This window comes from Dyadobacter flavalbus (assembly GCF_006149045.1).
Taxonomy (GTDB): Bacteria; Bacteroidota; Bacteroidia; order Cytophagales; family Spirosomataceae; genus Dyadobacter; species Dyadobacter flavalbus.
Genome location: NZ_VBSN01000027.1, coordinates 506,696 through 533,091 on the forward strand (window position 1 = coordinate 506,696; position 26,396 = coordinate 533,091).

Sequence of the window (26,396 nt, forward strand, 5' to 3'; positions counted from 1 at the left end):
TATATACGGAAAAAATCCGGATTTAAGATTTGTAAGACATGAGCGAAAATGACGTTTCATGTCATTTGTGAAGACACAAACAAGGCAATGCAATCATGTTTGTGTCTTCACAAACAAAGTGAACAAATTTGATTTTTGTCATGCATTCTCAAGTTTTTCAATATCCAGCTTCTTCATCTGCAGAATGGCCTGCATTACGCGTTGCCCTCTTTCGGGGTTCGACATCAGTTTGCTGATTATTGTCGGAACTACCTGCCATGAAAAGCCAAACTTATCCTTCAGCCAGCCGCACTGATCTTCCCGGCCGCCATCGGCAACAAGCTTTTCCCAATAGTAGTCAATTTCATCCTGCGTGTCACAGTTGATAACAAAAGAAACCGCTTCGCTGAATTTGAATTTTGGTCCGCCATTAAGACCCATAACTTTGTAGCCGTTCAGTTCAAAAGTGACTACAACCGGATTTTCATGCAGGATTTTTGAATTTTTGAATACAGAGCAGTAAAATTCAGCTGCAGCTTTCGCATTTCCGTCAAACCACAAGCAAGGATGTATGGAGCTGTTCATTGGAATAAAGTAAATTTGGATGGAAAGTAATTGGATACAAGTTTACTAAACCCTCAGCGGTTCGAAAGGGGGCTGCTGCGACTTTTAATGGGGTATGTTGCGACAGCTTCGGAACAAATCACGGCTTTGCCGCTAGCAATAACAGAAAAGGAGACAGATGCTGTTATCCGTCTCCTTTCCCGCTATTTGTTTGAAAGATGTATCTTCTTTGCTTTTACTTCACACCCTTTCCGGTTGCTGCCCAGTAAATGCCACCATAAAGATGATCCAAGAAAGTCTGGTCGGAATAGACAAGCCCGATATGGCCGAGGCCGGTATAAAAGGCTCTGCCTCCGTCATAATTATGGTACCAGGCAATCGGATGAAAATCGCCCATTCCTACACTTTTATTATCGGTGCCCCAGCTGGCTTTCGGGTCATAGCTTTTTTCATCAACGCCGATCAGGAATTTAAGATCGTCCGATTTATACGGTTTCTGGTATTCGTACCATTCATCGGTCCAGAGCATTCTTTTTGGAAACCGTTCCATGCCGGGAAAGTTGCTGTTTACGACATCAAGATAAGCGGTTTGCTGTTCCGGATGAATTTTAAACATCATTCCGGCCATTTTTGTATACCACGGCCATTCGTATTCAGTATCTGCCGCGGCGTGAATGCCAACCCAGCCTTTTCCCGACTGAATAAACTTTTCAAATGCAGTTTGTTGCTCTGCATTCAGGATATCGCCTGTCGTATTCAAAAAGATGACAGCATCGTAATTTTTAAGCTGTTTTTCATTGAAAACAGAAGCATTTTCCTGCCAGTCAACGGTGAAATTGTGCCTTGCTGCAAGGTTTCTTATGCCAGACACGCCTTCATGAATGGAAGTGTGATGAAATCCGGCCGTTTTGGTAAAGAGTAAAACTTTAAACTGTTGCGCATACGATGAGGCTGCACTTGCAATTACAAGAAACAGAACGAGTAATTTTTTTAGCATCATAAATTTTAATTCAAGTTTTTTGGTAAAAGTAACTTTGCAATGCGGATCTGCCAGATTCAGGACCGGCATATTATCAATAGTATTAAGGCATCGTTATAGCCGAATATACTTTTGATTAGCCTGCTTTTAATGTCTTCCTTTTAGAAATGTCTTTGTAAACGGAATCTTTTGCGGATGTTCAAGATCCGTGTTTTCCCGTAAATCCATATGATTTGAGATTTTAAAACCGGTTTTGCAAAGAACAGCCAGACCGGCAGCGCATATGTCTGGCCGGTGACGGTTGCTTATATTATTTATGAATTTCCGGTTTTTCTGGGCAGGATTTATTTCCCGGAACTGTCAGTAACATTCTTGCCGGCAGTTGCATACAGCTTATTATTTTCTTGCGGGCTGAAAATGAACAAGCTTGCACTGAATCAGTTACTATCAGTCTGTTTTGTTTCGATCGAGATTTTTCTGTCTTTCACTGCATGCAACTTCTATAATACAGGAATCCCGTACAAACGCAGCAATATAAATATCCGCCAGGTCTGTACAAAGTTCTGCTCAGGTATTACAATAAAAGAAATGAAGTTCATTGAGTAGCATACAAAAGCAAAGGATGTAACAGACAACTTAGCTGTTACATCCTTTGCTTTTTTGTGATTATATGCTAATCAATCAGCGTACATCGTGCTTTACATCGCCATACCTGACAAAACCATCCTGTGTTTTTACATACGGACGATAGTAAATTTCGGTATATGGAAAGTTAAGCAGGTACGAAAACTCATCCTGTTTCAGGTACTCGCCGGGAGCATAATTTGTTTTTACTACCAGCTTTGTATCATTGGTTAAGGTTGGTTCTTTATGAATGCTTCCGATTGCTTCCTGTTTGTAGCTGATAACGAAGCCATGTTCAACAGCCGGGCTGGAACCAACATCCGTTACCTGGGCTTTTAAAACATCAAAAGTCTTAACACGGTTTACTACATTCCAGGCCGTTGTTTCCGGCTGCCATTTATTACAAATCGTATGCATTACTTCTCCGTAAATCACGGCATTGTTCTCAAATTTCATGTAAGTGCGGTAATATACTTCCTTGCAGCTGAAGGTTCTGTAAATCTTGTAAGTGCGAGCTTGCATTAAGGCAGTTCCATTCGATACACTTACAATGTATTTCCTTACAAGCGGATCAGCTTTAAGCAATGGAACCGGGTTAATCGGCTGGCTGTCATTCGTTCTTGAACTTACAATAAATCCAAATTCAACCTTTTGTTTCACAGTACTGACTTTATCAATACTTCCTACGAAAAAATCAGGATCGGTATAAGGCGGAATAAGCAGCTGCTGCATGCCCTTAGTGCTGATTTTGAAATCCTGCATATTTCCACTATTGCTCGGAAGAAGCAATGAAGTTCGCGATCCGGCATCGGTACTGGAAGTTTCCGGTTGCGGTAACTGTTCATTTTCCTTTGTGCAGCTTCCCGCAAAAAGCATTGCTGATAAAATCAGCGTTTTCATTGATAAACCGGACAAGCGTAAATAATTTTTCATGACTGTTTGTATATGAATATTTTGACTCCGGGCACTTGATGCCGCAACAAATATGGCTTAAAAGCGGAGGTATCCGAAGTATAGCTTTTGAACGGCTTATCGGAATTATTTTACGGTTTATACAAGTACATACAGGGCAATAACTTCATTGCAACTTTATACGAAAAGGGATTTATATAACCGAAAAATAATGAAGAGTACATTTCAGGGTTCCCGCAGGAAACGCGTACGCTATTCAGATTGGTAAGAACTGACTTAGGAAATGCTGCTCCAAGACAGTTTTTTTAAGGTTCAGAACGGATTACAATGAGAGATGAAAGCGGAATGAATTACCGGAATCATTGAATTGCAATTTCAGGAACTTACAAAAGTGCTCCTTGCATACACAAAAACAGGCCGGGCATAATAATTGAGATATTCAAATAAAAACCTCAATAACATGGCTAAGGCAAAAAGCAAAACCGCAACGAAAAAGAACAAACTGGGCGTTAAAAATTCATTGGTCAACAACATCAATGCACGCAAGAAAAAAGGAATTTCCAAACCTAAAAGTGAAAAAACGGTCAGCAAGGAATCCTACGAAGACATGAAAGAAAACTGGGACAAAAAGTAAAACTTTGATTTCAGGACAAGTTAAACTACGTTCTTCTTGTCGCCATGCATAAAGCCTTCCAGGTTATCCGAAACGATCTGCAGCAACCGTTTTCTGGCTTCAAACGTCGCCCATGCAATGTGCGGCGTTATGACGCAATTCGGTGCAGATAACAAGGGATTGTCGGACCTGGGCGGCTCCGTTGACAGAACGTCAAGTCCGGCGCCGGCAATTATTCCTTTTTTCAATGCATCCGCAAGGTCGGTTTCCTGGATCAGCGGCCCGCGTCCTGTGTTAAGAATTACTGCATTCGGTTTCATTGTTGCAAGCCGTTGCGCGTTTATCATTTCTTTTGTTTCTTCTGTCAACGGGCAGTGCAGACTGAGCACATCACTGTTTCTGAAAACGTCTTCCAGCGTTGTCATTTCCACTCCGTTTACAGCAGCCGGATGTTTCCGGTAGGCAATAACTTTCATTCCGAGTGCGAGCGCAATCTGAGCTACTTGCGAACCGATATCCCCGAATCCGACAAGACCCATTGTTTTTCCTGCAAGTTCGGTCAGCGGCGTTTTGGTGTAACTGAAATCCGGCGAGTTTACCCATTCGCCTTTAAAAACGCTCTGGCTGTGTGTTTCAATCCGGTTTACAAGTGAAAGCAGCAAGGCAAAAGTGTGTTGCGCAACAGACGCGGAACTATATGCTTTTACGTTGGTTACCGTTATGCCCAGTTTTCGGGTAGCAGCAATATCAATGTTATTGAATCCGGTTGCCATCACGCCGATGTACTTTACATTTGGAAGCTGACTTAATATTTTTTCAGAAAGAACAACTTTATTAACAAGTACGGCATCTGCTTCTTTTGAACGCTCCACAATCTGATCTTCATCGGAACGGTCGTATATGGTTACATTTCCCAGTTTGTTAAGCGGGTTCCAGTCAAGGTCGCCGGGATTAAGCGTGTAGCCGTCAAGGATTACGATGTTCATTTGGTGTCCGGATTAAAGTTCAAAAGCTGTTTTTTGTTAATGATAAACCCGAATGCTGCAATTCCGGGTTGTAATTCAGGCCTTTGGATTATTTGTAATTCAAAGGATTTTGTCAAAGTAAGCTTATTCTGGATTCAGACAAAAAAAGCCTTCCGGAATATTTTCCGGAAGGCTGCCATGATGCATTTTCGGGGGTTGTTAGTTCTTGGGATCGCTGCTGATCTTTCCGGCACCGGCTCCTTGCATTTGCATCGGGTTCGGAGCGCGTCTGAGCTGCTGCTGCTTGAATAACTGAAAGCGTGTCGGCTTCGCAATCCGCGGAAAGGAATTATTTTCGGTATCAATGTCGGCAATCTGGAAATAAGGGTCCAGTGTCCATTGCGTCACTTTTTTATTGGTTGTTATAACCTTGCTGATTTCCTGATCATTGAAGCGCCATATTTCAGCAGGGAAAGTTGCTACGGAATCTGTTCCGTCTTCAAATTCCATTTTAACAATGACCGGCATTGGCAAGCCGCCTTTGTTTTTCAGCGAAAGCGTATAAAAATTGGTATTGTTCTGGATCAGTTCCTTGTCGCTTTCGGATAATCCGGCCAGATACTGCTCATACTTCTGACGATCGGCATCCGTAACTTTATAAGGATCGTAACGGTTATAAAAATCGGCCATGGTCGAATCTTGTGCTACAACCGTTTCGCCTTTTGTCTGCGCATCACGGATTTTGCTGATCGTGGCCTGTCTGCGGGCTGCTTCTTTCCGGGCCAGTTCTTTCTCAATTTCCGGGTTCTGGGTATCGATGCTAAACCAGTCAACACTTACAAGATCCTGGTCAACAGGTTCAACTCCGTAAAACCATCCTTTCCAGAACCAGTCAAGATCCACGCCCGAAGCATCTTCCATGGTGCGGAAAAAGTCGGCAGGCGTAGGGCTTTTGAATCTCCACCGGTTTGCATATTCTTTGAACGCATGATCAAAAAGTTCACGGCCCATTACCGTTTCACGCAGAATGTTCAGTGCCGTTGCAGGTTTTGCATAGGCATTCGGCCCCAGACCGATTACGTTTTCAGCAGAAGACATGATCGGGGAAAGTACGGATTTGTCGGAAGACATGTAATCGGTAATCTGGTTAGGCTCGCCGCGTCTGGTAGGAAAGTTGAAATCCCATTCTTTTTCGGCAAGATACTGGCAGAATGTATTCAGTCCTTCGTCCATCCATGCCCACTGCCGTTCATCGGAATTGACGATCATCGGGAAAAAGTTATGTCCGACTTCATGAATAATCACGCCGATCATGCCGTATTTTACGGCTTCGCTGTACGTTCCGTCTTCTTCCGGACGACCGCCGTTGAAACTGATCATCGGATATTCCATGCCGCCGCCAGCAACGGAATGGCAGGAAATGGCAACCGGATAAGGGTATTCGAATGTACGTGCGCCGTAGGATTTCAGCGTATGCGCCACAGCACGGGTGGAATATTGCTCCCAAAGCGGATTTCCTTCTTTCGGGTAAATAGACATGCACCAGATTTTGCGGCCGTCTTTGTAAACGTCGGTCTGCATGGCATCCCAGATGAATTTACGGCTGCTTGCAAATGCAAAGTCACGAACGTTGTCGGCTTTGTAAATCCAGGTTTTCTTTCCCGGCGACTTGTTCTCACGTTTTTCTGCTTTTTCCGCTTCGGCCTGCGTTACAATGATAACCGGCGTTTTGGAAGTTTCGGCTTTCTTAAGGCGCTGCTTTTGTGTTGCTGTAAGTACTTGTGCGTAGTTCTGGCATTCGCCGCTGGCTGCGACAACATGGTCTGCAGGAACGGTAATGGCTACTTTGTAATTCCCGAAAATCAATGCAAATTCTCCTTGTCCGAGAAATTGCTTGTGGTTCCAGCCGTTTACATCATCATAAGGTGCAAGGCGCGGAAACCAGTGTGCAATGAAGTAATTGGCATTGCCGTCTTTCGGGAAATATTCGTATCCGCTGCGGCCGTAATATTCGGTAATGTAATAACTCCAGTCTACACTGAAAACCACGTTTGTGCCGGGTTTCATGGCAACCGGAAGGTCGATGCGCATCATGGTATTCACAATCGTGTAGGGCAAGGCTTTGCCGGCTTTGTCCTTTACGGCCGCAATCTGGTATCCGTATTCTTTTTTCGGGTCAAGTGATGAGCCTCTTCCGTTGTTCATTGCCTCAAGCTGCGAAGTACTCATGCCTTTTTCACTGATCGTGCCCGTTCTGGAAGTCGCTCCGATGCTTTCTTTTTTGAAAAGGTTCTGGTCAAGCTGCATCCAGATGTATTTCAGTTCGTCCGGAGAGTTATTGAAAAAAGTAATCGTTTCCGAACCGGTGATGCGGCGGTTATCGTCGTCCAGCTCTGCTTTGATGTCGTAGTCGGCACGCTGCTGCCAGTACTCACGGCCCGGCGCGCCGGAAGCAGCGCGGTATGAATTGGGCGTCGGAAGCATCGTGCCCATTTGTTCAAAACGGTCATTGGCCTGATAATTCGGTGATTTCGGCAACTGCTGCGCCATCGTGGCCACAGAAACCATTAAGATCAGTAAAGGGAGCAGTACTTTTTTCATATATATTGGTGATTGGATATAGGTTCTTTTAATTGACAGACAAGCCTGCAAGATTTCTGAAGAATTCATTGTTCAGGATAAGCGAAAGCGACATACCGACAATGATTCCGGATAAAATATTGATCCAGTTCATTCTCTGCACTTTGAACAACTCGATTACAACAAAGGCAATGGACAGAACAACAAATACGATAATCAGCTGGCCAAGTTCCAGCCCGACATTAAAGCCGAGCAGCGGATTGAATATTTCTGCTTCCTTTCCGAGCAATGCCCTCAGATAATTGGAAAATCCCAGACCGTGAATGAGTCCGAAGAACAACGCAAACGGATACCTCAGGCCGGAGACCTTTTCCTGGCGGTTGAAGGAAGCAGCCGGAACCTTGTAAAAGAAGTTCAGTATGGCTGTAATGATGATCGTAACCGGAATCAGAAGCTCAATCCAGTCGGGGTTAACGCTGACAAGCCCGGTTGTGGCCAGTGCAAGTGTTATCGAATGCCCGATGGTAAAAGCAGTTACCAGAATAATTACTTTTTTCCAGTCGATAAGCGTATAAACGGAACAGAGCGCCATGATGAAAAGAATATGGTCATAGCCATTGGAATCTGTTATATGGTCGAAACCCAATTGAAGATAAGCCTGGAATTCGGACATTAAACAGTTTTAGGATTTAGGATCACAGGAATAAATTAATTGTCAAGACAAAAAAACAAAACCGAAGATATTCTATTCGCCGCAGGAAAGCAACAACAAAAAGCATAAAACAGCCGCGTTCCGGGAACATTGTTGTTCTTTAAAAGTTAAATGCTGTTTCGGAGGGTTTTGGTTTTTTGAGTAAAATGTAAAATGTGAAATGTAAGATGTGAAATGTAAGAAGTAAGATGTGGGAAGTTTATTCGATTATTCCCTGACCTTTTGCGGCTGAGTAATTTTCCATGTCGTATACAAAGCCGTTTACGACTGCATATTTTACTTTACTGCCTTTTTTCAGAACAAATGTAGCCGTATTTCCAAGTCCGGGCGTTCCGGTCGGTGTCGGCTGTCCGCTCCGCAGCACATGCAACGGCGATGCAGTGAAATACAGTCCGAGCGAACGTGTTCCGGCATCCGGAGCCAGCCTGATATATGTATAGCCTTCTTTCAAAAGGTTGAATGCATTGAGCTTGCTGATTTCACCGAGGTTTTTGTAAGTCGTTGGATATACTTTTCCTTTTTCAACGGTAAGTCCGGCTGCATCTATTTCCTGGCTGCCGTATTGCGGGTGCAGATCGCCGAAATCCTCGATTTTGCTGTAATAAAAAAACTTGCTTGCATTGGCATAGTTCACTTCATTGCGGTTGATGCCCAGATCGGCTGTGAAACTTTTGCCGGATTGCTTCACTACTGCATTTCTGACCACCAGATCATAAAGCCAGCGGCCGTTTTCAGGGATGTCGTAATAATTGTCGCGTTTTTCCTTCGTCAGCGAATTGTCTGCAATTTTGTCCAGCGCGGAAAGGATTGCCATGAAATTAAGCTTTCGGATATATTGCTTTTCCGGATCGCCCACATAACCTCCCGACTCGATAAGCACAAGCGTGGTTCCCCATTTCTGGACATTGTCGCCAAATCCGCGCGGCTCATGGTCGTCGCTGTAACGGGCAACCTGTCCGGGAATATACTTCTGCAGAATCTTGTTCATGCCCACAATAAGCTGCATGGAACGTTCGCGAACCGCATTGATGGAAAGCTCATAATCGTAGGAAGTAGCCAGAAAAGAAATGGCCGCCGTTTTGGGGCTTCTTCCGGCCGAATACCTCGGGCTTTGGTCGTGCAGGTTAAAGCCGAAATCCGGTTTGAGCTGATCCACAAGTCCTTTTAGGATTACGGCTTCCGGCGTTTGGCGGGCCGCTGCATCGCGGTTCATATCAATACCCTGCACGGTTCTGCGCTGGTACCGTTCGGCACCGTCGGGATTGAGCATGGGAACAAAGTACAAGGTTGTTTTTTCAAGCAGTTCCTTGCGGAAATCGTCAAAGCCGTCGTTTTTGCCTTCCAGAAAATTCAGGATATCGAAAGTGGCCATGGTTGCCGTGGGTTCGTCGCCGTGCATTTGCGTCCACAGCAACACTTTTTTCTTTCCTTTTCCGGCCGTGATCATCTGAATAGAACGTCCTTCAAAGGAATCGCCGGCTTTTTCAATGATATAAAGCGGATTTCCCTGCCGTTTGGCAATGAGCGGAAGAATGTCCTTTTGCTTGAAGCGGCGTTGTGTCAGTGTGCTTTCCTTATAAGTTTCATGCGCATTGTAAAGCCGGTCCGCCAGTTCGCCCGACTGTGCTTTTGATTCGACAGTTGTCAAGATAATGAAGAAAAAAAACAGTTGTGAAATAAATAGCTTCATGAATTGCGAAAATCCTGTATGTGACTGCAAGGTACGAACAGAATGAATTGTAAATAAAACAACTGACTCGAAATCATCCAAAAGCGCCGGATCAAAAAGTAAAAGGAATCATGGCAGTTCAGGACCCGGTTTGCAAAATCTTCTAATCAAATTTTAATATAATATTTAAAGAAGCACTTTCACATATACGTAGAATTCCTTATATTTGTAGCATGTTAATAGCTGAAACATATCATCGTTTTCATCAAAGCCATCTGGCTTCCGGACGTCTTGGGTGATGTGTTTTTGCAAGTAGTGTTGTAATAAGGTTGAATACATAGTATCCCAGAAGCCCGATTGATAAAATCGGGCTTTTTTTGTCTCAATCCCGAACAGATCGAATGAAAACAGTTATAATCAAATACAACGCCGGAAACGTGCAGTCCGTCATGTACGCGCTGGACCGCATCGGAGCGAGCTATCTTTACACTGATAACGAGGAAGAAATCCGTTCTGCAGACAAGGTGATTTTTCCCGGCGTGGGCGAGGCCAGCACAGCCATGAATTACCTTCGCAAAGTGGGCCTGGATAAAGTAATTCCTTCGCTGAAACAGCCTGTGTTCGGTACTTGCATCGGTATGCAGCTGATGTGCCGTTTTTCGGAAGAGAACAATACGGAATGCATGGGGATTTTCGATGTGGATGTAAAACGTTTTCCGGCTGTCCCGGGCATGAAAGTGCCGCATATGGGCTGGAACAATATCATGGATTACAAAACGGTTCTTGCCGGCGACCTTCCCGATAACGCTTATGTTTATTTTGTTCACAGCTATGCGGCGCCGGTTTGTGAGTATACGGTGGCAAGTTGTGAATATGTACTTCCTTTCAGTGCCATGCTGCAGAAGGACAATTTTTATGCAGCGCAGTTTCATTGCGAGATCAGCGGAAATGCAGGGCAGAAGATCATGGAAAATTTTTTAAATATCTGATAAAACCGGCATATCGAAATGATTGAAATTATACCAGCAATAGACCTGATCGAAGGAAAGTGCGTCCGGCTTACGCAGGGCGATTATGGGCAGAAAACAATATACAATGAAAATCCGCTTGAAGTGGCCCTTCAGTTTGAAGATGCGGGTTTGCGGCGCTTGCACCTTGTTGATCTGGACGGAGCAAAGGCGAAAAAAGTGGTCAACTGGAAAGTGCTGGACAAAATTGCATCCAGAACTTCCCTGCATATCGATTTCGGCGGCGGCGTCCAGTCGGAGGATGATCTGAAAATCGTGTTCGAAAACGGTGCGAAGCAGGTGACCGGCGGAAGTATCGCCGTAAAGCAGCCGGATCTGTTTCAAAACTGGATCCGTGTTTATGGCGGTGAGAAAATCATTCTGGGTGCTGATGCAAAGAAAGAAAAAGTAGCAGTCAGCGGCTGGGAAGAAGGCACTGAAATATGGGTTTACGATTTTGTAGAACAATATGTCGAAAAAGGCATTCAGTACGCGATCAGCACGGATGTTGCTAAGGACGGTCTGCTGCAGGGCCCGTCTTTTGACCTTTACCGGAACCTTCAGGATAAATGTCCGGATCTGAAAATCATTGCCAGCGGAGGCGTAAGCGGGATCGGAGATGTGGAGAAGCTGGCCGAAATGAACATTTACGGAGTAATTATTGGGAAAGCCATATATGAAAACAGGATCAGTCTCGCCGATCTTCAGCGTTTTTCAAATTAAACTATGCTTACAAAACGAATAATCCCGTGTCTGGACGTAAAAGACGGCCGGACGGTAAAAGGCATCAACTTTATAAATTTGCGCGATGCAGGCGATGCCGTGGAACTCGGTGCCATGTACGCCGAGCATGGAGCCGACGAATTGGTTTATCTGGATATTACCGCCACGATTGACGGACGTTCCACATTCATAGAACTGGTGCGCAGGGTTGCGCATACGATCAATATTCCTTTTACCGTCGGCGGCGGAATTTCTTCCATCAGCGACGTTTCTGCCTTGCTTCATGCCGGAGCGGATAAAGTTTCCATCAATTCGGCAGCCGTCCGCAATCCTGATCTTATCAACGAACTTTCGCTGGAATTCGGGAGCCAGTGCATTGTGGTTGCCATTGACACGCGTTATACGCTGACGGAAAACGGACACGAACACCTTGTACATACACACGGCGGCCGCAAGCCTACGGAAATCCGTACGATTCCCTGGGCAAAGGAAGTGGAGGAACGAGGGGCCGGAGAAATCCTGCTTACTTCCATGGATACCGACGGTACCAAAAACGGATTTGCGCTGGAACTGACCGCAACGGTTTCGGGCCATGCGAATATTCCGGTAATTGCCTCGGGCGGCGCAGGCAACATGGATCATTTTTATGATGTATTTACTACGGGAAAAGCGGATGCGGGACTTGCAGCCAGTATTTTTCACTTCCGAGAAATTGATATACCCGATCTGAAAAAGTATCTGAATGAAAGAAATCTGCCGGTAAGGATGACCAAATAGGAGATTTTACGTACGCTAATTTCAGAGAATGCAGAATTATTTCAACTGAATTTACCGGAAAGAATGCAACTTTGCCAAAATGATCAAATTGTAAAATGAGCGATACTTTTTCAACAATAGATTTTGATAAATCTCCGGACGGGCTTGTGCCGGCTATTATTCAGGACGTGCATACCAACAAGGTTCTCATGCTTGGATATATGAATAAAGAAGCACTTGAGATCACAAAAAGCCAGGGAACCGTAACCTTTTTCAGCCGCAGCAGACAGAGTTTGTGGACAAAAGGTGAAACCTCGGGCAATTTCCTTTTTGTAAATGAAATTGCAGCGGATTGTGATGGTGATACGGTCCTGATAAAAGCCACGCCCGCGGGCCCAACCTGTCATACCGGCTCGGATACATGCTTTGGGGAAAAAAATAGCCAGGATACACGAATCGGGGAAGCTTCCTTTCTCAATTATCTTCAGAAAGAAGTCATACGGGAAAGAAAATTAAACCCGTCGGAAGAGTCCTATACAAGTAGCCTGTTCAGAAAAGGCATTAATAAAATTGCCCAGAAAGTAGGCGAAGAAGCAGTTGAAGTTGTCATTGAGGCAAAGGACGATGACAAGGATCTTTTTAAAAATGAAGTTTCGGATCTTCTTTTTCACCTGCTTGTGCTTCTGGAACAGAAAAACATTGACTTAGATGAGGTAATTAACGTACTTCGCAGCCGTCACCAATAAAAACGGATGTAGTATGAAGTTATTAATACGTCTTATAATCAGCACATTGGCTATCATTGTCGCGGCTAATGTAGTTCCGGGCGTTGCAGTTGCCGGCACCATGACAGCGGTGATCGTGGCGATTGTGCTCGGAATCCTGAACACTTTCCTGAAACCCGTACTTCAGATACTGGCGCTGCCCATTACGATTCTGACGCTGGGACTTTTCTACATCGTTGTCAATGTATTTATCATTTATCTGGCAAGTTATCTTGTTGACGGATTTTCAATAAGCGGATTCCTGTCCGCATTATTTTTCGGTCTGGTGGTCTCCATCGTTTCCGGCATTCTTGGTATGTTTTTGGATTAGTGTAAAAATCTAGCTCGAAGTGAGTTTAAATAGATATACATGATTTGATAACTACTGCCTATGTTAAGTCAACTAGAGGAAATCAAGGACACGCTCTTTAAGTATTTCGAAACCCGCATCGATTTATTTAAAATCGAAACAAGGGATAAAATCGAGCGTGCAGTTGTAATGGCGGTATATGCCGCAATTTTGCTTTGTATTGGCCTTACAGTGCTTATTTTGGTAATTATCCTGCTTGGGACATTCCTGAACAAATGGCTGGACAGCGATTATCTCGGTTATGTGATTTTACTGGCATTCTTTGCTTTGCTGCTTACAATCTGTATTGTTCTTAAGGAAAAGATTATTGAATTTATCCGCGGAATCATCGTCCGTGTCATGCATGCAAAGGAGGATTAATAGATTTGAAATAGTAATTTGGGGAAAAATACACTCAAATTACTATTTTTGAATTCCTCTTTAAAATTTTCGGGTCATCATTAAACAAGACAATGAAATGAGTTCTCCAATAGATTCTTCTGTAAAGATTACCAAACCATTTTCTTCCGACACGGATAAAGATAAACAGGATTTGATGCTGGATGCTGATCTTTATCGTGACAAGCTTGAACTTCAGTGGAACGATCTGAAAAGTGATGCAACACAATACAGCAAGCAGGCTTTAATCATTGGAGGTGTACTTGTAACATCCATCGTATTGCTGAAAGCGGTCCTTCCAAAAGGCAAAAAAGGCAAAGAATACGAGGAAGATTACTTATTTGAGGAAGAAAAAAAGAAAAAATACAAAAAGAAGAGCAAATTTGCAGTTGGACAAGCTGTCCAGAGTTTAGCATGGACGTTAGCAGTAGGATGGGCGCGCCAGAAGCTTAACCATATAATTGCAGATGAACGTAAAACTGAATGAAAACAGCGAATCATAAAATCGCAGACCTCCTTTCAACAAGAAAGACAGAAAAAAGGAAATCGTTTGCTGTTCTCTTAGATCCTGATAAAGTAAATTTTTCTACGTTTCCGACATTCCTTGAATATGCGGCCGGGCATGGTGTGGACTTTTTTTTTGTAGGAGGAAGCCTGATTACCAATTATGCCATTGACCAGCTTATTTCCGCAATTCACCAAAATACAAACATTCCTGCTATTCTTTTTCCCGGCAGCAGCCTTCATATTGATCCATCTGCAGATGCCATTCTGCTGCTTTCATTGATTTCCGGCCGTAATGCGGATTTGCTGATCGGGCAGCATGTAATTGCTGCGCCACTTTTGAAGCAAAGCGGCATTGAAGTATTGCCAACCGGCTATTTACTGATAGAAAGCGGCCGGCTTACAACGGTTTCCTATATAAGCAACACCATTCCTCTACCCCGCGACAAGCCCGGCATTGTTGCCTGCACTGCTCTGGCGGGAGAATTTCTGGGATTAAAAAATATATTTCTGGATGCCGGAAGCGGAGCACAGTTCCCTGTAACGGCCGAAACAATTGCAGCAGTTCGCCAGGCTGTCGATACGCCCATTATTGTTGGTGGCGGAATTGATTCCTATGAAAAAGCAGACAATGCATTAAATGCCGGTGCGGATGTCATTGTAGTAGGAAATGGAATAGAACAAAATCCGGATTTACTCCCTGAAATAGCAGCTTGTGTAAAGGCATTTAACCGGAAGTCGGATAAAATTTTGGGTCGTTTGTAGATTTAATTATACAAAATCAAGAATTTTAAGCTTTTTTTAAGGAAATTTTAAGTTCTTGGAAAAATACAATACCAAAGTTTGGGAATATTCAGATTAATCCTGTTACATTTGTACCGAACCTTAATTACACCCAAGAAATGAAAAAAATATTTGCACTAGCGTTCGTTGCCGGGATGGTAACTTTCGCTGCTTGTACAAGCAAACCTGCTGACGAATCTGCCGGCGATACTACATCTGCTGCAACAACTGAATCTCCAATGATGGAGTCAGATTCATTGGCAACTGATTCAACATCAACAATGTCAACGGATTCAGCTTCTTCTGATTCTGTTAAGTAATCAGCAGTACAAGCTAGGATTTCTGAAAAGCTCTATGCAAATAGAGCTTTTCTTTTTTTATAAAGGAAGTAAATACGCTGCTTCTTTCATCTGCAAATAATACTTGCTCACGCAAGTTACTCCATTATCAGTACGTTCTTCTTTTCGCACAGCTGTGCAAAATTTAGCCGGAAAGGTTAATAGTATCACCCGAATATACATTTTCAACAGGACCGGAAGGCAAATTATCCTTTTAAAGATCCGGATTCTCTATAAAATACAATTAGGAAATAGAACTATTTCGCAATTCAGTCTTAAGAACAGGTATTTTTCAGGTTTATAAAGCTAAAAATACCTTCGTCTGGCTCTGTTGGACCCTTTATTTCTATTGATTACTCGATGCTGTTTTCTGTTTAAGTTACAATTACTTATTTGTAAATGTATAATTTTTGCCGGTTTTGTCATGGAGAATTGGATGCAAACCTTTTGTATGTGAAACAGGTTTTCTAAGGAAATTTTAAGTTCTTGGGAAAATGCAATCGTGAAGTTTGAAATTTTCGGATTAATCCTGTTACATTTGTATCAAACCTTAATTACACCAAAGAAATGAAAAAAATATTTGCATTGGCTTTCGTTGCCGGAATGGTAACTTTCGCTGCTTGTACAAGCAAGCCTGCTGATGAAGCAGCTGATACTACAACTGTAACTTCTGTAGAAACTCCGACTGTAGACACGACAGCAGCAGCAACTGATTCTACTACAATGTCAACGGATACTGCAGCTTCTGATTCCATCAAGTAATCAGCAGTACAGGCCAGAATTCAGGAAAAGCTCTATGAAAATAGAGCTTTTCTTTTTTTATTTAATGAATGAAAGACACATCCTTTGGCCTCCACGTTCCGCAGGCAGCCATTCCTTATTGTGAAGAATTATTTCATACCTATCATTTCAGCTTTGCTTTATCGCGTCCGCGCAGAACGCGGCTGGGCGATTTTACCGTAAAGCGCGGATATGTTCCCCGAATAACGGTTAATGCCAACCTTAATCCATACCATTTTCTGATAACTTATATCCATGAAGTTGCGCATTGTGCCGTACATGAGAAATATAACAGCCGGCTGAAAAAGCGCGTGGCGCCGCATGGAAAAGAGTGGAAATACGAATTCGGGATGCTGTTGCAGCCTGTACTGAATGAAAATATCTTTCCGGCAGACATTCTGAGTGCGTTGGTTCGTTATGCAAAAAACCCTGCGGCTTCTACCGGAGGCGATCAGGTTTTGTATAATGCAATACGTAAATATGATGAGCATGCATTGCATTCCGGCAAAACCACGCTTGTGCAGCTGAATGAAGGAACTGATTTCGTTTTTCAGGACAGGTTGTTTGTCAGAGGCTCGTTACGACGGACGCGTGTGCTTTGCAGGGATAAAAAATCACAACGTCTTTACACAATTCCGGCAAATGCATTGGTTGAAGCCTGTTGATCTGCGCAGTTTCCTTGTTCATTCAGTCATAAGCTGTTTTGGATTGTTGTTCGGTTATACCTCATCTGCTCAGCAGTCGTCTGTTTTATCAAGTGGAAACTGGTACAAGCTGGCTGTAAACCAGACCGGCGTTTACCGGATTGATACGGACTTTCTGCGTAAAATGGGTATTGATCCTCTTTCTGTTACCCCGGACCAGATCCGTATATTCGGAAATAAGGGCGGAATGTTGCCTCAGAAAAATGATCCTGCGTTTTCAGGTCATCTGGAAGAAAGCGCCATTTGGGTACAAGGTGAATCAGACGGGAAATTTGACAGCAATGACGCGGTGTATTTTTATGCCGAAGGGCCGAACGAGATTATTTTTGATTCATTAAAAGCAGAGTATCGGCATCAGAAAAATTCCTATACGGATACAAGCTATTACTTTCTGAACCTTGGACAAAGCAACGGGCTGCGGATAAAGAAAACAAATGTGGCTGCCGGCGTATCCGGAAAAACAGTCAGCCAGTTTGAAGATTACTGGTATCACGAATCGGATGTTTCCAATCTGCTTAAATCGGGCAGAGAATGGTGGGGCGAATATCTGGAATCAGCTCCGTTAACGATTGAAGCAAATATACCCGGCATCGTTCCTGGTTCCGAGATCAAACTTCGCACTTCTGCTATCGGCAGCGCACAGGTTACAACACGGTTTTTGTGGCAGATTAACGGAAAACAGATCGGTGAAAACACGATTGGAACGGTAAGTACGAATACTTATGATATCAAAGGCAGGCGTTCGGATGCGACTCATACCGCCAATGCCGGCGCTTCTCCTCCGAATCCGGTTACAGTCGGGATCGGTTATGACAAAAATGGACAGAGTACAGCGCAGGCTTATCTCAATTATGTTGCATTGCATGTAAAAAGAACGTTGCGTTCTTACGACAACCAACAGCTTTACCGTTTTTTGCCTGAAAATTCAGACACGGTAACGTATCATTTTCAAGACCTCGCTTCCGGCTGGAACCTGTGGAATGTTACCGATCCTGCCAGTCCGGAAATCATGGCTGAAAACACGACAAGTGCTTCTTTAGCAATTGCTGCGCGGAATGGCAAAGGTACCCGGCAACTGCTTGGATTTAGACTTGACCAAGCTTTTACGCCCATTTCATGGCAATCCGTAAAAAACCAGAATATCGTCAGCTCCAACACGCCCGATCTGTTGATTGTCACGCCTGCTGCCTGGGAAATTGAAGCGAAAAGATTGGCAGAATTCCGGAAAGTTAATGACGGCCTTGAAGTTGTAGTGGTAACCACTGAGCAAATTTACAATGAATATGCCGCGGGCAAACCGGATGTAAGTGCAATCCGGAATTATGCACGCGCGCTTTACAGGAAGAAAACGGGCAAACTGAAATATCTGCTTTTGTTCGGGGATGCTACTTTCGACTACAAAAACCTTTTAAACAACCAAACGCAATTACAGCGCAACAACTGGGTTCCGGTTTATGAAAGTTATGAATCGCTGAATCCGGTTTACACCTTTTCTTCCGATGATTATTTCGGTTTTATGGAAGATGGCGAAGGCGAATGGACCGAATCGGCTGCGGGCGATCATACGGTGGACATAGGTGTCGGAAGGCTTCCTGTAAAATCATTTGCAGAGGCGCAAACTATTGTAAACAAACTTATTAATTACAATTCTGCTGAAAGCAAGTCAGGAAGCTGGAAGAATTCGATCCGTTTTGTGGCCGACGACGGAGACGGAAATATTCATCAGTCTCACGCAGACCAGCTTGCCAGACTCGTTCAGAATGACTTTTTGCCTTCCCGTTTATTCATAGATGCTTTTCCTCAGGTTACAACGGGTGAAGGCCAGAAAGCTGCACAAGTAAATAATGCAATCAGGAAAAGTATTGATGAAGGAACGCTGATCCTTAATTATACCGGGCATGGCGGCGTAAGCGGCTGGGCTGAAGAACAGGTTTTGACACTGGCAGATATGCAATCGGTACGCGGCATGAACAATCTGCCGCTGCTGTTTACCGCAACGTGCGACTTTGGCCGGTATGATGATCCGGGAATTGTGTCAGGTGCTGAGTTGATGGTTTTAAGCCCGCGAGGAGCTGCTATCGGAGCCATCAGTACTACGCGGCCGGTTTATTCTAGCACAAATTTCACGCTCAGCAAAGCTTTTTATGAATCGCTTGTAAAAGCCGGTTCGCGATTGAAAGCCGGCGACATTTTCAGGGAAACCAAAAACAAGGCGCTTTCAGGCAGTCTGAACCGAAATTTTACGTTGCTTGCAGATCCTTCCATGCAGTTGGCAAAAGCTCAGAAGCAAATCCGCTGGACCTTGCAACCGGATACTTTGCGTGCCTTGCAGAAAGTAAGCCTGCAAGGTGAAATTTACAATCCGGCGAATGGATTAACCGACAATCTTTTTACGGGAATTGCAAGTATAGAGATATATGACAAGCAGTCTGCTTTCAAAACGCTGGGAAACGAAGGCAATCCGGAAAGTTATGCAGAGTTTCGTACCCGGTTATTCAAAGGCAGTGTGAAAGTTGTAAACGGAAAATTTTCCTGCAATTTCACAATGCCGAAGGATATTGATTACAGAACAGGAACGGGCCGCGCAAATATCTATGCATATCAAACAGGCAATACGTTTTCCGATGCCGCTGCGCAGCTGAATGTCATTGTAGGAGGAAGTGTACAGCCGGCGGCTGACCGTACGCCGCCGAAGCTGGCAGCGTATCTGGATCATGAAAGTTTCAAACCGGGCGATACAGTAGGTCCGTCCCCGGTTTTGTATGTAAACGTCAGTGACGAAAACGGGATCAACATTTCAGATGCGGGAATCGGGCATGGCATCACCTTAACGATCAATGACACGCTCACAATGACGCTGAATGACTATTTTACTGCTGATCTCGATGATTACCGTTCGGGAACCGTACGCTATCCGCTGGAAAACATGCCCGCCGGAAAATATGTTATTCGCTTAAAAGTATGGGACAGTTATAATAACTTATCTGAAATTGCGTTCGATTTTCAAGTAGGCATCCTGAAAGGAATCCGATTCAATGCGCTGACAATTTATCCTAACCCGTTTCATGAAAATTTTTCATTCGAACTTATTCATGACAGAATAAATGAAGATGTAGAAATAATTTTTAGTATATTTCTCAATAATGGGCAGCGTCTGAGTACATTTCAAAAACAGTATTATAATAGTGAGCCAATGTTGAAGGAAATCCTGAGTACTCCCGATCTTGGAGAAAACCGGATTCCGTACAATGTGCCGCTGTTGTATCAAATGCAGATCAGATCATTGAAAGACAATTCTTCTGACCAGCGATCCGGAAAACTTATTCGCAGTCCCTGATATAATAATCTTGAATTTTTAGTAATAATTATCTTTCATTGTATTTTTGACACCTTAAAAAGAAGCTGATCCAAAGGACTTCCTATCGCAAATCCAATTTCTATGAGACTATTTTTTGTTAGTTTATCTTCCTTATTAATTTCAGTAACCGGTGCAGCATTTGCCCAGACTACACCCACATCAAGAATCCCTTACTCACCACTTTCATTTTTAACGTTTGCGCCGGATGCAAGAAGTGCTGCGCTGGGAGAAGCAGGTGTGGCTTTAAGTCCTGATGCCAATGCAACTTACTGGAATGCTGCCAAGCTTCCTTATAACACCAAAGATTTCGGGGTGTCCGCATCTTACACGCCATGGCTCCGGAACCTCGTTGATGATATGTGGCTTGGTTACCTGAGTGCTTACAAAAAACTTGGAAAAGGACAGGCAGTTGCTTTATCCGTCAATTATTTCAACAACGGTGAACTGGATCTAAGAACCGCGACCGGTCAGCAGAACGGTTATTTTACTTCCAGGGAAATGGCTATCAACGGAACATATTCACGTCAGCTTGGACGGAACTTCTCAATGGGCTTAACGCTGAAGTATATTTCTTCCAACCTGGCAGGAACTGCGGTAATCAATGGAATTTCACTGAACCCGGCACGCGTTGCAGCGGGTGATATCAGCGCTTATTACCGCAAAGAACTGAGAAATGAAGAAAGCGGCAGCGAACTGGCATGGTCGCTTGGAGCTGTGCTTTCCAATCTGGGTGGTAAAATCAACTACGGTTCAGGAACAGATTCCGAAAACTTTATCCCTACCAATCTGAAAGTAGGAGCCGGACTTTCATTCACAGGCGACGGCCGCAACCGCTTCAATTTCGTTGTGGACGCAAGAAAGTTAATGGTACCGACTCCGGACGGAACAGATTTTAATACCCGCCCGCTTCTGCAAGGAATATTCGGATCATTTTCTGATGCTCCAGACGGCTTCAAAGAAGAATTGCAGGAAATCGGTATTGCTGCCGGTGTTGAATACTGGTATAACGACATCTTCGCAGTACGCGGCGGTTACAATGCTGAAAACAGGAACAAAGGCAATATGAAGTATTTCACAGCTGGTGCAGGCGCCCGTTTTATGGATAAATATGCTTTTGACTTTGCTTATCTTTTCCCCGTAGCACAAGGAAGCCCATTGGCTCAGACACTCCGCATTACACTTTCGCTTGGACTGAACAAGGCGGAAAAACTGGATGTTGGCGATACGGAATAACGAAGTGAATCAACAAGTTTAAATTTTTGAAAACGAATGACGTTATTGCAGCGTCATTCGTTTTTTTTATACTCATTGCCGAATATGTCACTCGACCGTACCATAGCACCCGATTTCAAAGTCATTCATTCTATAAACCTGCCGGAACCGGGAACCCGTACGCTGGATAATGGTCTTACATTGCATACAATAAACATTGGTGATCAGCCGGTGATCAGGCTGGAATGCATTTTTGAAGCCGGAAACTGGCAGGAAAGTGAAATCGGGGCGTCTTATTTTGCTATAAAAATGTTGCCGGAAGGAACCGCCGGCCTTACTTCGCAGGAAATAAGTGAAGCCTTTGACAAAGTGGGTGCATTTACCGAGATGACTCATTCTTCCGACCGCATCGGGATTGTTGTTTATTGCCTTTCGCGGTTTCTGAATGAAGTTTTGCCAATCGTCCGAGAATTGATCAGAAATGCAGCTTTCCCGGAAAAGGAACTTCAGGAATTAAGGAATATAACCATCCAGAACCTGAGGGTTAACAAAGAGAAAAATGCTTTCCTTGCCAACGCAGCGTTCCGGGCAAAGTTGTTTGGCAGCAATCATCCTTATGGACAGAGCCAGGAAGAGGACAATATTTCAGGATTATCGCTGGATGCAATAACCGGGCATTACAATAAATTTATCAGGAACGGAAAGTTTACCGTTGTGCTGGCCGGCCAGATTGAAGAAAAAGATATTGAAGCAGTCAATAAATATTTAGGTGCCGAGCCGGTATTCAATAATTCTGATGAAGCCGGTTACACACCCGAAGCTGCATATCAAAATTCGGAAGTCGTTGTGGAAAGGCCGGAAAGTGTGCAGTCTTCCATTCGCATGGGCCGTATTTTGTTTACAAGGCATCATCCGGATTATTTCAAAATGCTGGTTACCAACGAAATTCTGGGCGGATATTTCGGTTCCAGGCTGATGAAAAATATCCGTGAGGAAAAAGGCCTGACTTACGGCATTTCCTCGCACCTGATTACGCTGAAGAACGAAGGCTATTTTATGGTTGCAACGGACGTGAAAAAAGAATTTACGCAGCAGACTATAGACGAAATCAAAAAAGAAATTTACAGGCTGCAGACCGAACCCGTTGGTGAGAATGAGTTGCAGACCGTTAAAAATTTTATGGCCGGCGAATTTGCAGGATCGCTCAATACTGCATTTGAAGTAGCCGACCGTCAGAAAATACTTCTGCTTGACGGTCTTCCGTCTGATTTTTTCAACAGATACATCGATCAGATTCATGCTACAACCAGTGAGGATGTGCTTTCCATGGCTTCTTTGTATCTCAACCCTGAAGATATGGTGACGGTAATTGCCGGAGGGAAGTAAAAGTCCGGCGATTACTTCTGGTCCAGTGCTTCTTTGTAGGCTCTCAGGCAGCGGTCTCTTGCAAACCGGTGATCAACAATCGGTTCTGGATAGGCATCCGTTCCAATTTCCGGAACCCATCTTTTAACATATTCACCTTTGGCGTCGAAGCGCTTTGCCTGCGCCTCGGGATTGAATATCCTGAAATAAGGCGCCGCATCCGTTCCCGATCCTGCTGCCCATTGCCAGCCGCCGTTATTGGCTGCGAGGTCATAATCCAGCAGTTTGTCAGCAAAATAAGCTTCGCCGAGACGCCAGTCAATCAGTAAATGTTTGGATAAAAAACTGGCTGTAATCATTCTCAGGCGGTTATGCATAAATCCGATTTCATTCAGCTGCCGCATTCCTGCATCCACAAGCGGATAGCCTGTTTTGCCTTCACACCATTTTCTGAAATCTTCCTTGTCATACCGCCATTTGATGCGGTCATATGCTGCCCGGAAAGCTTTGCCGGTTCCTACAAAAGGAAAATTCCAGAGAATCTGCTGATAGAAATCACGCCAGATCAGTTCACTCAGGTAAACAAGGCTGTTTTCTTCTGCTTCTCTGGCCAGTTCGCGGATACTTACCGTCCCAAACCGGAGATGTATGCCGATCCGGCTGGTGGATTCCATGGCCGGAAAATCTCTTTCTTTTTTATACCTCTGAAGTAATTCTGCCGGAACAACACTGGATGGGAAGTTATAATCCGATTTCCTGAAGCCCATTTCTTCCAGTGAAGGAAAGTCCGGCGCCTGCCATTTATACAAGTTATCAAAGTACTTTTCAGTTGGATAAGAAGACAGATAAAAACGGTTGCATTTACTTTTCCATGCGCGGCTGTAAGCTGTAAATACCGTGTACGGCATATTTTTCTGGTTCAGGATTTCGTTTTTTTCAAAAATAACCTGATCCTTATATGTCTTGAAAATGCCGTTCTTTTTCTGAATAATCTGCGCTACTTCATTATCGCGGTCTGTTGCGTAAGGTTCGTAGTCGGAGTTTGTATAAACTTCCGCGATAGCATATTCTTCACTGAGTTTTTTCCATATATCCACCGGGAAGCCGTAATGCACAAGAATATCGGAGCCGCTGGTTTTCAGTTCTTTCTGAATCTGAAGTATGGCATTGTAAATAAATGTGAGGCGGCTGTCATTTTTATCTTCAATATGGTCAAGAATATGACGGTCAAATATAAACAGCGGAATGACCGGGTAATCCGATTTCAAAGCGCGGTAAAGACCTGCGTTGTCGTGTAAACGAAGATCCCGGCGAAACCAGAACACGGCTATTTTTTCTTTTGCTTTTGAACTCATGAATGTATTTAATGAAAGTTCCGATCGTATATTTACTTCAACGGCAGCTTCGGATACAATGCCAGATAAAAAAATTGCTCCAAACCAGTTCATTTAACCAACCTTTATTCATGAAATTACAATTGACAATACTTTTCAGCCTGTTTTGCTTGTTTGCTTCTGCGCAGGAAAAGAAAGACAGGCAGGAATGGAAACAGCTTTTCAACGGAAAAAACCTGGATGGCTGGGACATCAAAATCCGCGGTTATGAACTGAACAACAACTATGGCAATACATTCCGGGTTGAAGACGGCAAAATGGTGGTTCGTTACGACAAGTACGATGATTTTGCGCAGAAATACGGTCATATATTCTATAAAGGGGATTTTTCATATTACCGCATTGCCGTTGAGTATCGTTTTGTAGGAGAACAGGCCCCGAAAGGCGAGGGCTGGGCATGGCGAAACAGCGGCATTATGGTACACGGGCAGCCTGCTGCTGCAATGGGGAAAGATCAGGACTTTCCTGCTTCCATCGAAGTGCAGCTTTTGGGCGGTGACGGCAAGAAGCGCACAACGTGTAACCTGTGTACGCCGGGAACGAATGTCGTAATGGATGGCAAGTTGATTACGCAGCACTGCGTTACTTCCAGGTCAAAAACCTATAACGGTGACCAGTGGGTGAGGGCGGAAGTGCTTGTGCTGGGCGATTCGCTTGTTCAGCATTTTGCCAACGGAGAAATGGTGCTGGAATACAACAAACCTCAGATCGGCGGCGGAAATGTAAGCGGCCACGATGCGTCTCTACTTGTGAACGGAAAGCTGCTCGATCATGGCTCCATTTCCCTGCAAAGCGAAAGTCATCCGGTGGAATTCCGGAAAGTGGAAATTCTGGACCTGAAAGGCTGCATGGACCCGAAAGCTTCCAATTACAAATCCTATTTTGTAAAAGCGGATAATAGTCAATGCATTTACAAGAAGAAGTAATTTTTACAGGTGTTATAAATGATAAAGTCTTACTACAATGCAGCTTTGCCGTAGTAAGACTTTATTTTTAGTATAATACGCCTGAATATAACGCTTACAGCCTTACGATTTCAGCACCGATTGCATTCAGCCGCACATCAATGTTCTGATATCCGCGGTCGATTTGTTCGATATTATCGATAATACTGACTCCTTTTGCGGACAAAGCAGCGATCAGCAACGCAACACCTGCACGGATATCCGGTGAAGTCATGCGGATTCCGCGAAGCTGCGTTTCACGGTTGTGGCCGATTACAGTCGCTCTGTGCGGATCGCAAAGAATGATCTGCGCGCCCATTTCAATCAGTTTGTCAACAAAGAAAAGCCGGCTTTCAAACATTTTCTGGTGAACAAGTACGGTTCCCTGTGCCTGCGTAGCGGTAACGAGAACGATACTCAGCAAATCCGGCGTAAAGCCCGGCCACGGTGCATCGGCAACGGATAACGTAGAACCGTCAAGGTAATTTTCAATACGGTAATGTTCCTGTGCAGGAATAAAAATGTCGTCGCCGCGGAATTCCATTTTGATCCCGAGCCTTTGAAAAACATCCGGAATAATGCCCAGTTGCGGAATCTGGCAATTCTTGATCGTGATTTCAGACTGCGTCATGGCTGCAAGACCGATAAAACTTCCGATTTCGATCATATCCGGAAGCATGGTATGTTCGGTTCCGTGCAGTTCGCTTACACCTTCCACAACAAGCAGGTTGGATGCAATGCCTGATATTTTTGCGCCCATTCTGTTCAGCATTTTACACAATTGCTGAAGATACGGCTCGCAGGCTGCGTTGTAAATCGTTGTTGTTCCTTCCGCCATTACGGCTGCCATCAGTACATTGGCCGTTCCGGTAACGGAAGCCTCATCCAGCAGCATATACGTGCCTTTGAGATTCGCGGCATCCACTTTGTAAAAACCGCCGTCTGCTTCATCATAACTGAATTCCGCACCGAGTTTTTCAAAACCCAGAAAGTGGGTATCCAGCCTTCTTCTTCCGATCTTGTCTCCGCCCGGACGCGGAATTCTTCCTTTCCGGAACCTTGCAAGCATTGGTCCGAGCAGCATGACAGACCCGCGAAGGGCAGCTGCCTTCTGGCGGAAAGCATCCGATTCAAGGTAATCAAGATTGACATGGCTGGCTTCAAAACGGATGGACAGATCGCTCAGTCGGGTACAAGTGACACCGAGGTCGCCCAAAAGGCTGATAAGCTGATTTACATCACGGATATTTGGAATATTATGAACAGTTACCGGTTCTTTGGTTAAAAGTACAGCACATATAATTTGTAATGCCTCGTTTTTAGCGCCTTGTGGTACAATTTCACCTTTCAGGCGTTTATCTCCGGTTATTTTGAATGAAGCCATATTTGAGTTTGGGCAATGGACTGGATAAAATTAAA

The 26,396-nt window shown here is 44.2% G+C and carries 25 protein-coding genes; 16 read left to right on the plus strand and 9 right to left on the minus strand.

Annotated elements, in window-relative coordinates:
• Positions 1–138: 138 nt before the first annotated feature.
• The 3 genes from FEM33_RS07385 to FEM33_RS07395 form a co-directional block, all read right to left on the minus strand.
• A complete protein-coding gene (locus tag FEM33_RS07385; protein ID WP_139011425.1) occupies positions 139–564 on the minus strand; it encodes a VOC family protein in 426 nt (141 codons plus the stop codon).
• Positions 565–778: 214 nt separating this feature from the next.
• A complete protein-coding gene (locus FEM33_RS07390; protein WP_310588809.1) occupies positions 779–1,543 on the minus strand; it encodes a ThuA domain-containing protein in 765 nt (254 codons plus the stop codon).
• A gap of 660 nt (positions 1,544–2,203) precedes the next feature.
• Positions 2,204–3,079 (minus strand): hypothetical protein, encoded by an 876-nt coding sequence (locus FEM33_RS07395; RefSeq protein ID WP_139011426.1) that lies wholly within the window; start codon positions 3,077–3,079, stop codon positions 2,204–2,206.
• Positions 3,080–3,518: 439 nt separating this feature from the next.
• Here FEM33_RS07395 and FEM33_RS26535 point away from each other — a divergent pair, with 439 nt between their 5' ends.
• The gene (locus FEM33_RS26535) at positions 3,519–3,692 is read left to right on the plus strand and encodes a hypothetical protein (RefSeq protein ID WP_171036600.1); all 174 of its coding nucleotides are present in this window, start codon (positions 3,519–3,521) and stop codon (positions 3,690–3,692) included.
• Between the two features lie 20 nt (positions 3,693–3,712).
• Here the strand turns inward: FEM33_RS26535 and FEM33_RS07400 are convergent, their stop codons facing one another.
• The 4 genes from FEM33_RS07400 to FEM33_RS07415 all read right to left on the minus strand — a co-directional run bounded on the left by FEM33_RS07400 (position 3,713) and on the right by FEM33_RS07415 (position 9,618).
• Positions 3,713–4,657: a D-2-hydroxyacid dehydrogenase gene (locus tag FEM33_RS07400; RefSeq protein WP_139011427.1), complete on the minus strand. Its 945-nt coding sequence runs from the start codon at positions 4,655–4,657 to the stop codon at positions 3,713–3,715.
• A 198-nt stretch (positions 4,658–4,855) separates the two neighbouring features.
• Positions 4,856–7,237 (minus strand): M1 family metallopeptidase, encoded by a 2,382-nt coding sequence (locus tag FEM33_RS07405; protein ID WP_139011428.1) that lies wholly within the window; start codon positions 7,235–7,237, stop codon positions 4,856–4,858.
• Between the two features lie 28 nt (positions 7,238–7,265).
• Complete coding sequence (locus FEM33_RS07410) at positions 7,266–7,889, minus strand: HupE/UreJ family protein (RefSeq protein ID WP_139011429.1); 624 nt, start codon at positions 7,887–7,889, stop codon at positions 7,266–7,268.
• A 238-nt stretch (positions 7,890–8,127) separates the two neighbouring features.
• The gene (locus tag FEM33_RS07415; RefSeq protein ID WP_139011430.1) at positions 8,128–9,618 is read right to left on the minus strand and encodes a M14 family zinc carboxypeptidase; all 1,491 of its coding nucleotides are present in this window, start codon (positions 9,616–9,618) and stop codon (positions 8,128–8,130) included.
• A 380-nt stretch (positions 9,619–9,998) separates the two neighbouring features.
• Here FEM33_RS07415 and hisH point away from each other — a divergent pair, with 380 nt between their 5' ends.
• From hisH to FEM33_RS07485, 14 genes are all read left to right on the plus strand, one after another.
• A complete protein-coding gene (gene hisH / locus FEM33_RS07420) occupies positions 9,999–10,586 on the plus strand; it encodes an imidazole glycerol phosphate synthase subunit HisH (protein ID WP_139011431.1) in 588 nt (195 codons plus the stop codon).
• An 18-nt stretch (positions 10,587–10,604) separates the two neighbouring features.
• A complete protein-coding gene (gene hisA, locus FEM33_RS07425) occupies positions 10,605–11,327 on the plus strand; it encodes a 1-(5-phosphoribosyl)-5-[(5-phosphoribosylamino)methylideneamino]imidazole-4-carboxamide isomerase (RefSeq protein WP_139011432.1) in 723 nt (240 codons plus the stop codon).
• Between the two features lie 3 nt (positions 11,328–11,330).
• On the plus strand, positions 11,331–12,104 hold the full coding sequence (gene hisF / locus FEM33_RS07430) for an imidazole glycerol phosphate synthase subunit HisF (RefSeq protein WP_139011433.1): 774 nt from the start codon (positions 11,331–11,333) through the stop codon (positions 12,102–12,104).
• Positions 12,105–12,199: 95 nt separating this feature from the next.
• Entirely contained in the window at positions 12,200–12,829 is a 630-nt protein-coding gene (hisIE, locus tag FEM33_RS07435; protein ID WP_139011434.1) for a bifunctional phosphoribosyl-AMP cyclohydrolase/phosphoribosyl-ATP diphosphatase HisIE, read from the plus strand.
• 13 nt (positions 12,830–12,842) lie between these two features.
• Complete coding sequence (locus FEM33_RS07440) at positions 12,843–13,178, plus strand: phage holin family protein (RefSeq protein WP_139011435.1); 336 nt, start codon at positions 12,843–12,845, stop codon at positions 13,176–13,178.
• A 60-nt stretch (positions 13,179–13,238) separates the two neighbouring features.
• On the plus strand, positions 13,239–13,577 hold the full coding sequence (locus tag FEM33_RS07445) for a phage holin family protein (protein ID WP_139011436.1): 339 nt from the start codon (positions 13,239–13,241) through the stop codon (positions 13,575–13,577).
• Between the two features lie 97 nt (positions 13,578–13,674).
• Entirely contained in the window at positions 13,675–14,082 is a 408-nt protein-coding gene (locus FEM33_RS07450; protein WP_139011437.1) for a hypothetical protein, read from the plus strand.
• Positions 14,079–14,864, plus strand: coding sequence for a phosphoglycerol geranylgeranyltransferase (locus FEM33_RS07455; protein WP_139011438.1), 786 nt, complete (start codon positions 14,079–14,081; stop codon positions 14,862–14,864). Before FEM33_RS07450 ends, FEM33_RS07455 begins: the two co-directional genes overlap by 4 nt.
• Before the next feature lie 137 nt (positions 14,865–15,001).
• A complete protein-coding gene (locus FEM33_RS07460; RefSeq protein WP_139011439.1) occupies positions 15,002–15,202 on the plus strand; it encodes a hypothetical protein in 201 nt (66 codons plus the stop codon).
• A gap of 585 nt (positions 15,203–15,787) precedes the next feature.
• Positions 15,788–15,982, plus strand: coding sequence for a hypothetical protein (locus FEM33_RS07465; protein ID WP_139011440.1), 195 nt, complete (start codon positions 15,788–15,790; stop codon positions 15,980–15,982).
• Positions 15,983–16,050: 68 nt separating this feature from the next.
• Positions 16,051–16,665: a SprT family zinc-dependent metalloprotease gene (locus FEM33_RS07470; RefSeq protein WP_229214129.1), complete on the plus strand. Its 615-nt coding sequence runs from the start codon at positions 16,051–16,053 to the stop codon at positions 16,663–16,665.
• Positions 16,643–20,041, plus strand: a complete 3,399-nt coding sequence (porU, locus tag FEM33_RS07475; protein WP_139011441.1) for a type IX secretion system sortase PorU — start codon at positions 16,643–16,645, stop codon at positions 20,039–20,041. The genes FEM33_RS07470 and porU overlap by 23 nt, the downstream gene beginning before the upstream one ends.
• A gap of 102 nt (positions 20,042–20,143) precedes the next feature.
• A complete protein-coding gene (gene porV / locus FEM33_RS07480) occupies positions 20,144–21,295 on the plus strand; it encodes a type IX secretion system outer membrane channel protein PorV (protein ID WP_139011442.1) in 1,152 nt (383 codons plus the stop codon).
• A gap of 84 nt (positions 21,296–21,379) precedes the next feature.
• Positions 21,380–22,660 (plus strand): M16 family metallopeptidase, encoded by a 1,281-nt coding sequence (locus FEM33_RS07485; RefSeq protein WP_139011443.1) that lies wholly within the window; start codon positions 21,380–21,382, stop codon positions 22,658–22,660.
• Between the two features lie 11 nt (positions 22,661–22,671).
• On the opposite strand, the gene FEM33_RS07490 is transcribed toward FEM33_RS07485, so the two are convergent.
• Positions 22,672–23,994: a cryptochrome/photolyase family protein gene (locus FEM33_RS07490; RefSeq protein ID WP_139011444.1), complete on the minus strand. Its 1,323-nt coding sequence runs from the start codon at positions 23,992–23,994 to the stop codon at positions 22,672–22,674.
• 110 nt (positions 23,995–24,104) lie between these two features.
• On the opposite strand from FEM33_RS07490, the gene FEM33_RS07495 reads away from it, so the two are divergent.
• Positions 24,105–24,959, plus strand: a complete 855-nt coding sequence (locus tag FEM33_RS07495; RefSeq protein WP_139011445.1) for a 3-keto-disaccharide hydrolase — start codon at positions 24,105–24,107, stop codon at positions 24,957–24,959.
• A 94-nt stretch (positions 24,960–25,053) separates the two neighbouring features.
• On the opposite strand, the gene murA is transcribed toward FEM33_RS07495, so the two are convergent.
• On the minus strand, positions 25,054–26,361 hold the full coding sequence (gene murA / locus FEM33_RS07500) for a UDP-N-acetylglucosamine 1-carboxyvinyltransferase (RefSeq protein ID WP_139011446.1): 1,308 nt from the start codon (positions 26,359–26,361) through the stop codon (positions 25,054–25,056).
• Between the last annotated feature and the right edge of the window lie 35 nt (positions 26,362–26,396).

Bases quoted from the DNA above. Each gene is read 5' to 3' on its own strand.
- FEM33_RS07410 (WP_139011429.1), bottom strand. From the start codon at position 7,889: ATGTCCGAATTCCAGGCTTATCTTCAATTGGGTTTCGACCATATAACA.
- FEM33_RS07445 (WP_139011436.1), top strand. From the start codon at position 13,239: ATGTTAAGTCAACTAGAGGAAATCAAGGACACGCTCTTTAAGTATTTC.
- hisH (WP_139011431.1), top strand. From the start codon at position 9,999: ATGAAAACAGTTATAATCAAATACAACGCCGGAAACGTGCAGTCCGTC.
- hisIE (WP_139011434.1), top strand. From the start codon at position 12,200: ATGAGCGATACTTTTTCAACAATAGATTTTGATAAATCTCCGGACGGG.
- hisA (WP_139011432.1), top strand. From the start codon at position 10,605: ATGATTGAAATTATACCAGCAATAGACCTGATCGAAGGAAAGTGCGTC.
- murA (WP_139011446.1), bottom strand. From the start codon at position 26,361: ATGGCTTCATTCAAAATAACCGGAGATAAACGCCTGAAAGGTGAAATT.
- FEM33_RS07390 (WP_310588809.1), bottom strand. From the start codon at position 1,543: ATGATGCTAAAAAAATTACTCGTTCTGTTTCTTGTAATTGCAAGTGCA.
- FEM33_RS07490 (WP_139011444.1), bottom strand. From the start codon at position 23,994: ATGAGTTCAAAAGCAAAAGAAAAAATAGCCGTGTTCTGGTTTCGCCGG.
- FEM33_RS07455 (WP_139011438.1), top strand. From the start codon at position 14,079: ATGAAAACAGCGAATCATAAAATCGCAGACCTCCTTTCAACAAGAAAG.
- FEM33_RS07450 (WP_139011437.1), top strand. From the start codon at position 13,675: ATGAGTTCTCCAATAGATTCTTCTGTAAAGATTACCAAACCATTTTCT.
- hisF (WP_139011433.1), top strand. From the start codon at position 11,331: ATGCTTACAAAACGAATAATCCCGTGTCTGGACGTAAAAGACGGCCGG.
- FEM33_RS07495 (WP_139011445.1), top strand. From the start codon at position 24,105: ATGAAATTACAATTGACAATACTTTTCAGCCTGTTTTGCTTGTTTGCT.
- FEM33_RS07415 (WP_139011430.1), bottom strand. From the start codon at position 9,618: ATGAAGCTATTTATTTCACAACTGTTTTTTTTCTTCATTATCTTGACA.
- FEM33_RS07485 (WP_139011443.1), top strand. From the start codon at position 21,380: ATGTCACTCGACCGTACCATAGCACCCGATTTCAAAGTCATTCATTCT.
- FEM33_RS07385 (WP_139011425.1), bottom strand. From the start codon at position 564: ATGAACAGCTCCATACATCCTTGCTTGTGGTTTGACGGAAATGCGAAA.
- FEM33_RS07470 (WP_229214129.1), top strand. From the start codon at position 16,051: ATGAAAGACACATCCTTTGGCCTCCACGTTCCGCAGGCAGCCATTCCT.
- porU (WP_139011441.1), top strand. From the start codon at position 16,643: ATGCATTGGTTGAAGCCTGTTGATCTGCGCAGTTTCCTTGTTCATTCA.
- FEM33_RS26535 (WP_171036600.1), top strand. From the start codon at position 3,519: ATGGCTAAGGCAAAAAGCAAAACCGCAACGAAAAAGAACAAACTGGGC.
- FEM33_RS07465 (WP_139011440.1), top strand. From the start codon at position 15,788: ATGAAAAAAATATTTGCATTGGCTTTCGTTGCCGGAATGGTAACTTTC.
- FEM33_RS07400 (WP_139011427.1), bottom strand. From the start codon at position 4,657: ATGAACATCGTAATCCTTGACGGCTACACGCTTAATCCCGGCGACCTT.
- FEM33_RS07405 (WP_139011428.1), bottom strand. From the start codon at position 7,237: ATGAAAAAAGTACTGCTCCCTTTACTGATCTTAATGGTTTCTGTGGCC.
- FEM33_RS07395 (WP_139011426.1), bottom strand. From the start codon at position 3,079: ATGAAAAATTATTTACGCTTGTCCGGTTTATCAATGAAAACGCTGATT.
- FEM33_RS07460 (WP_139011439.1), top strand. From the start codon at position 15,002: ATGAAAAAAATATTTGCACTAGCGTTCGTTGCCGGGATGGTAACTTTC.
- porV (WP_139011442.1), top strand. From the start codon at position 20,144: ATGAGACTATTTTTTGTTAGTTTATCTTCCTTATTAATTTCAGTAACC.
- FEM33_RS07440 (WP_139011435.1), top strand. From the start codon at position 12,843: ATGAAGTTATTAATACGTCTTATAATCAGCACATTGGCTATCATTGTC.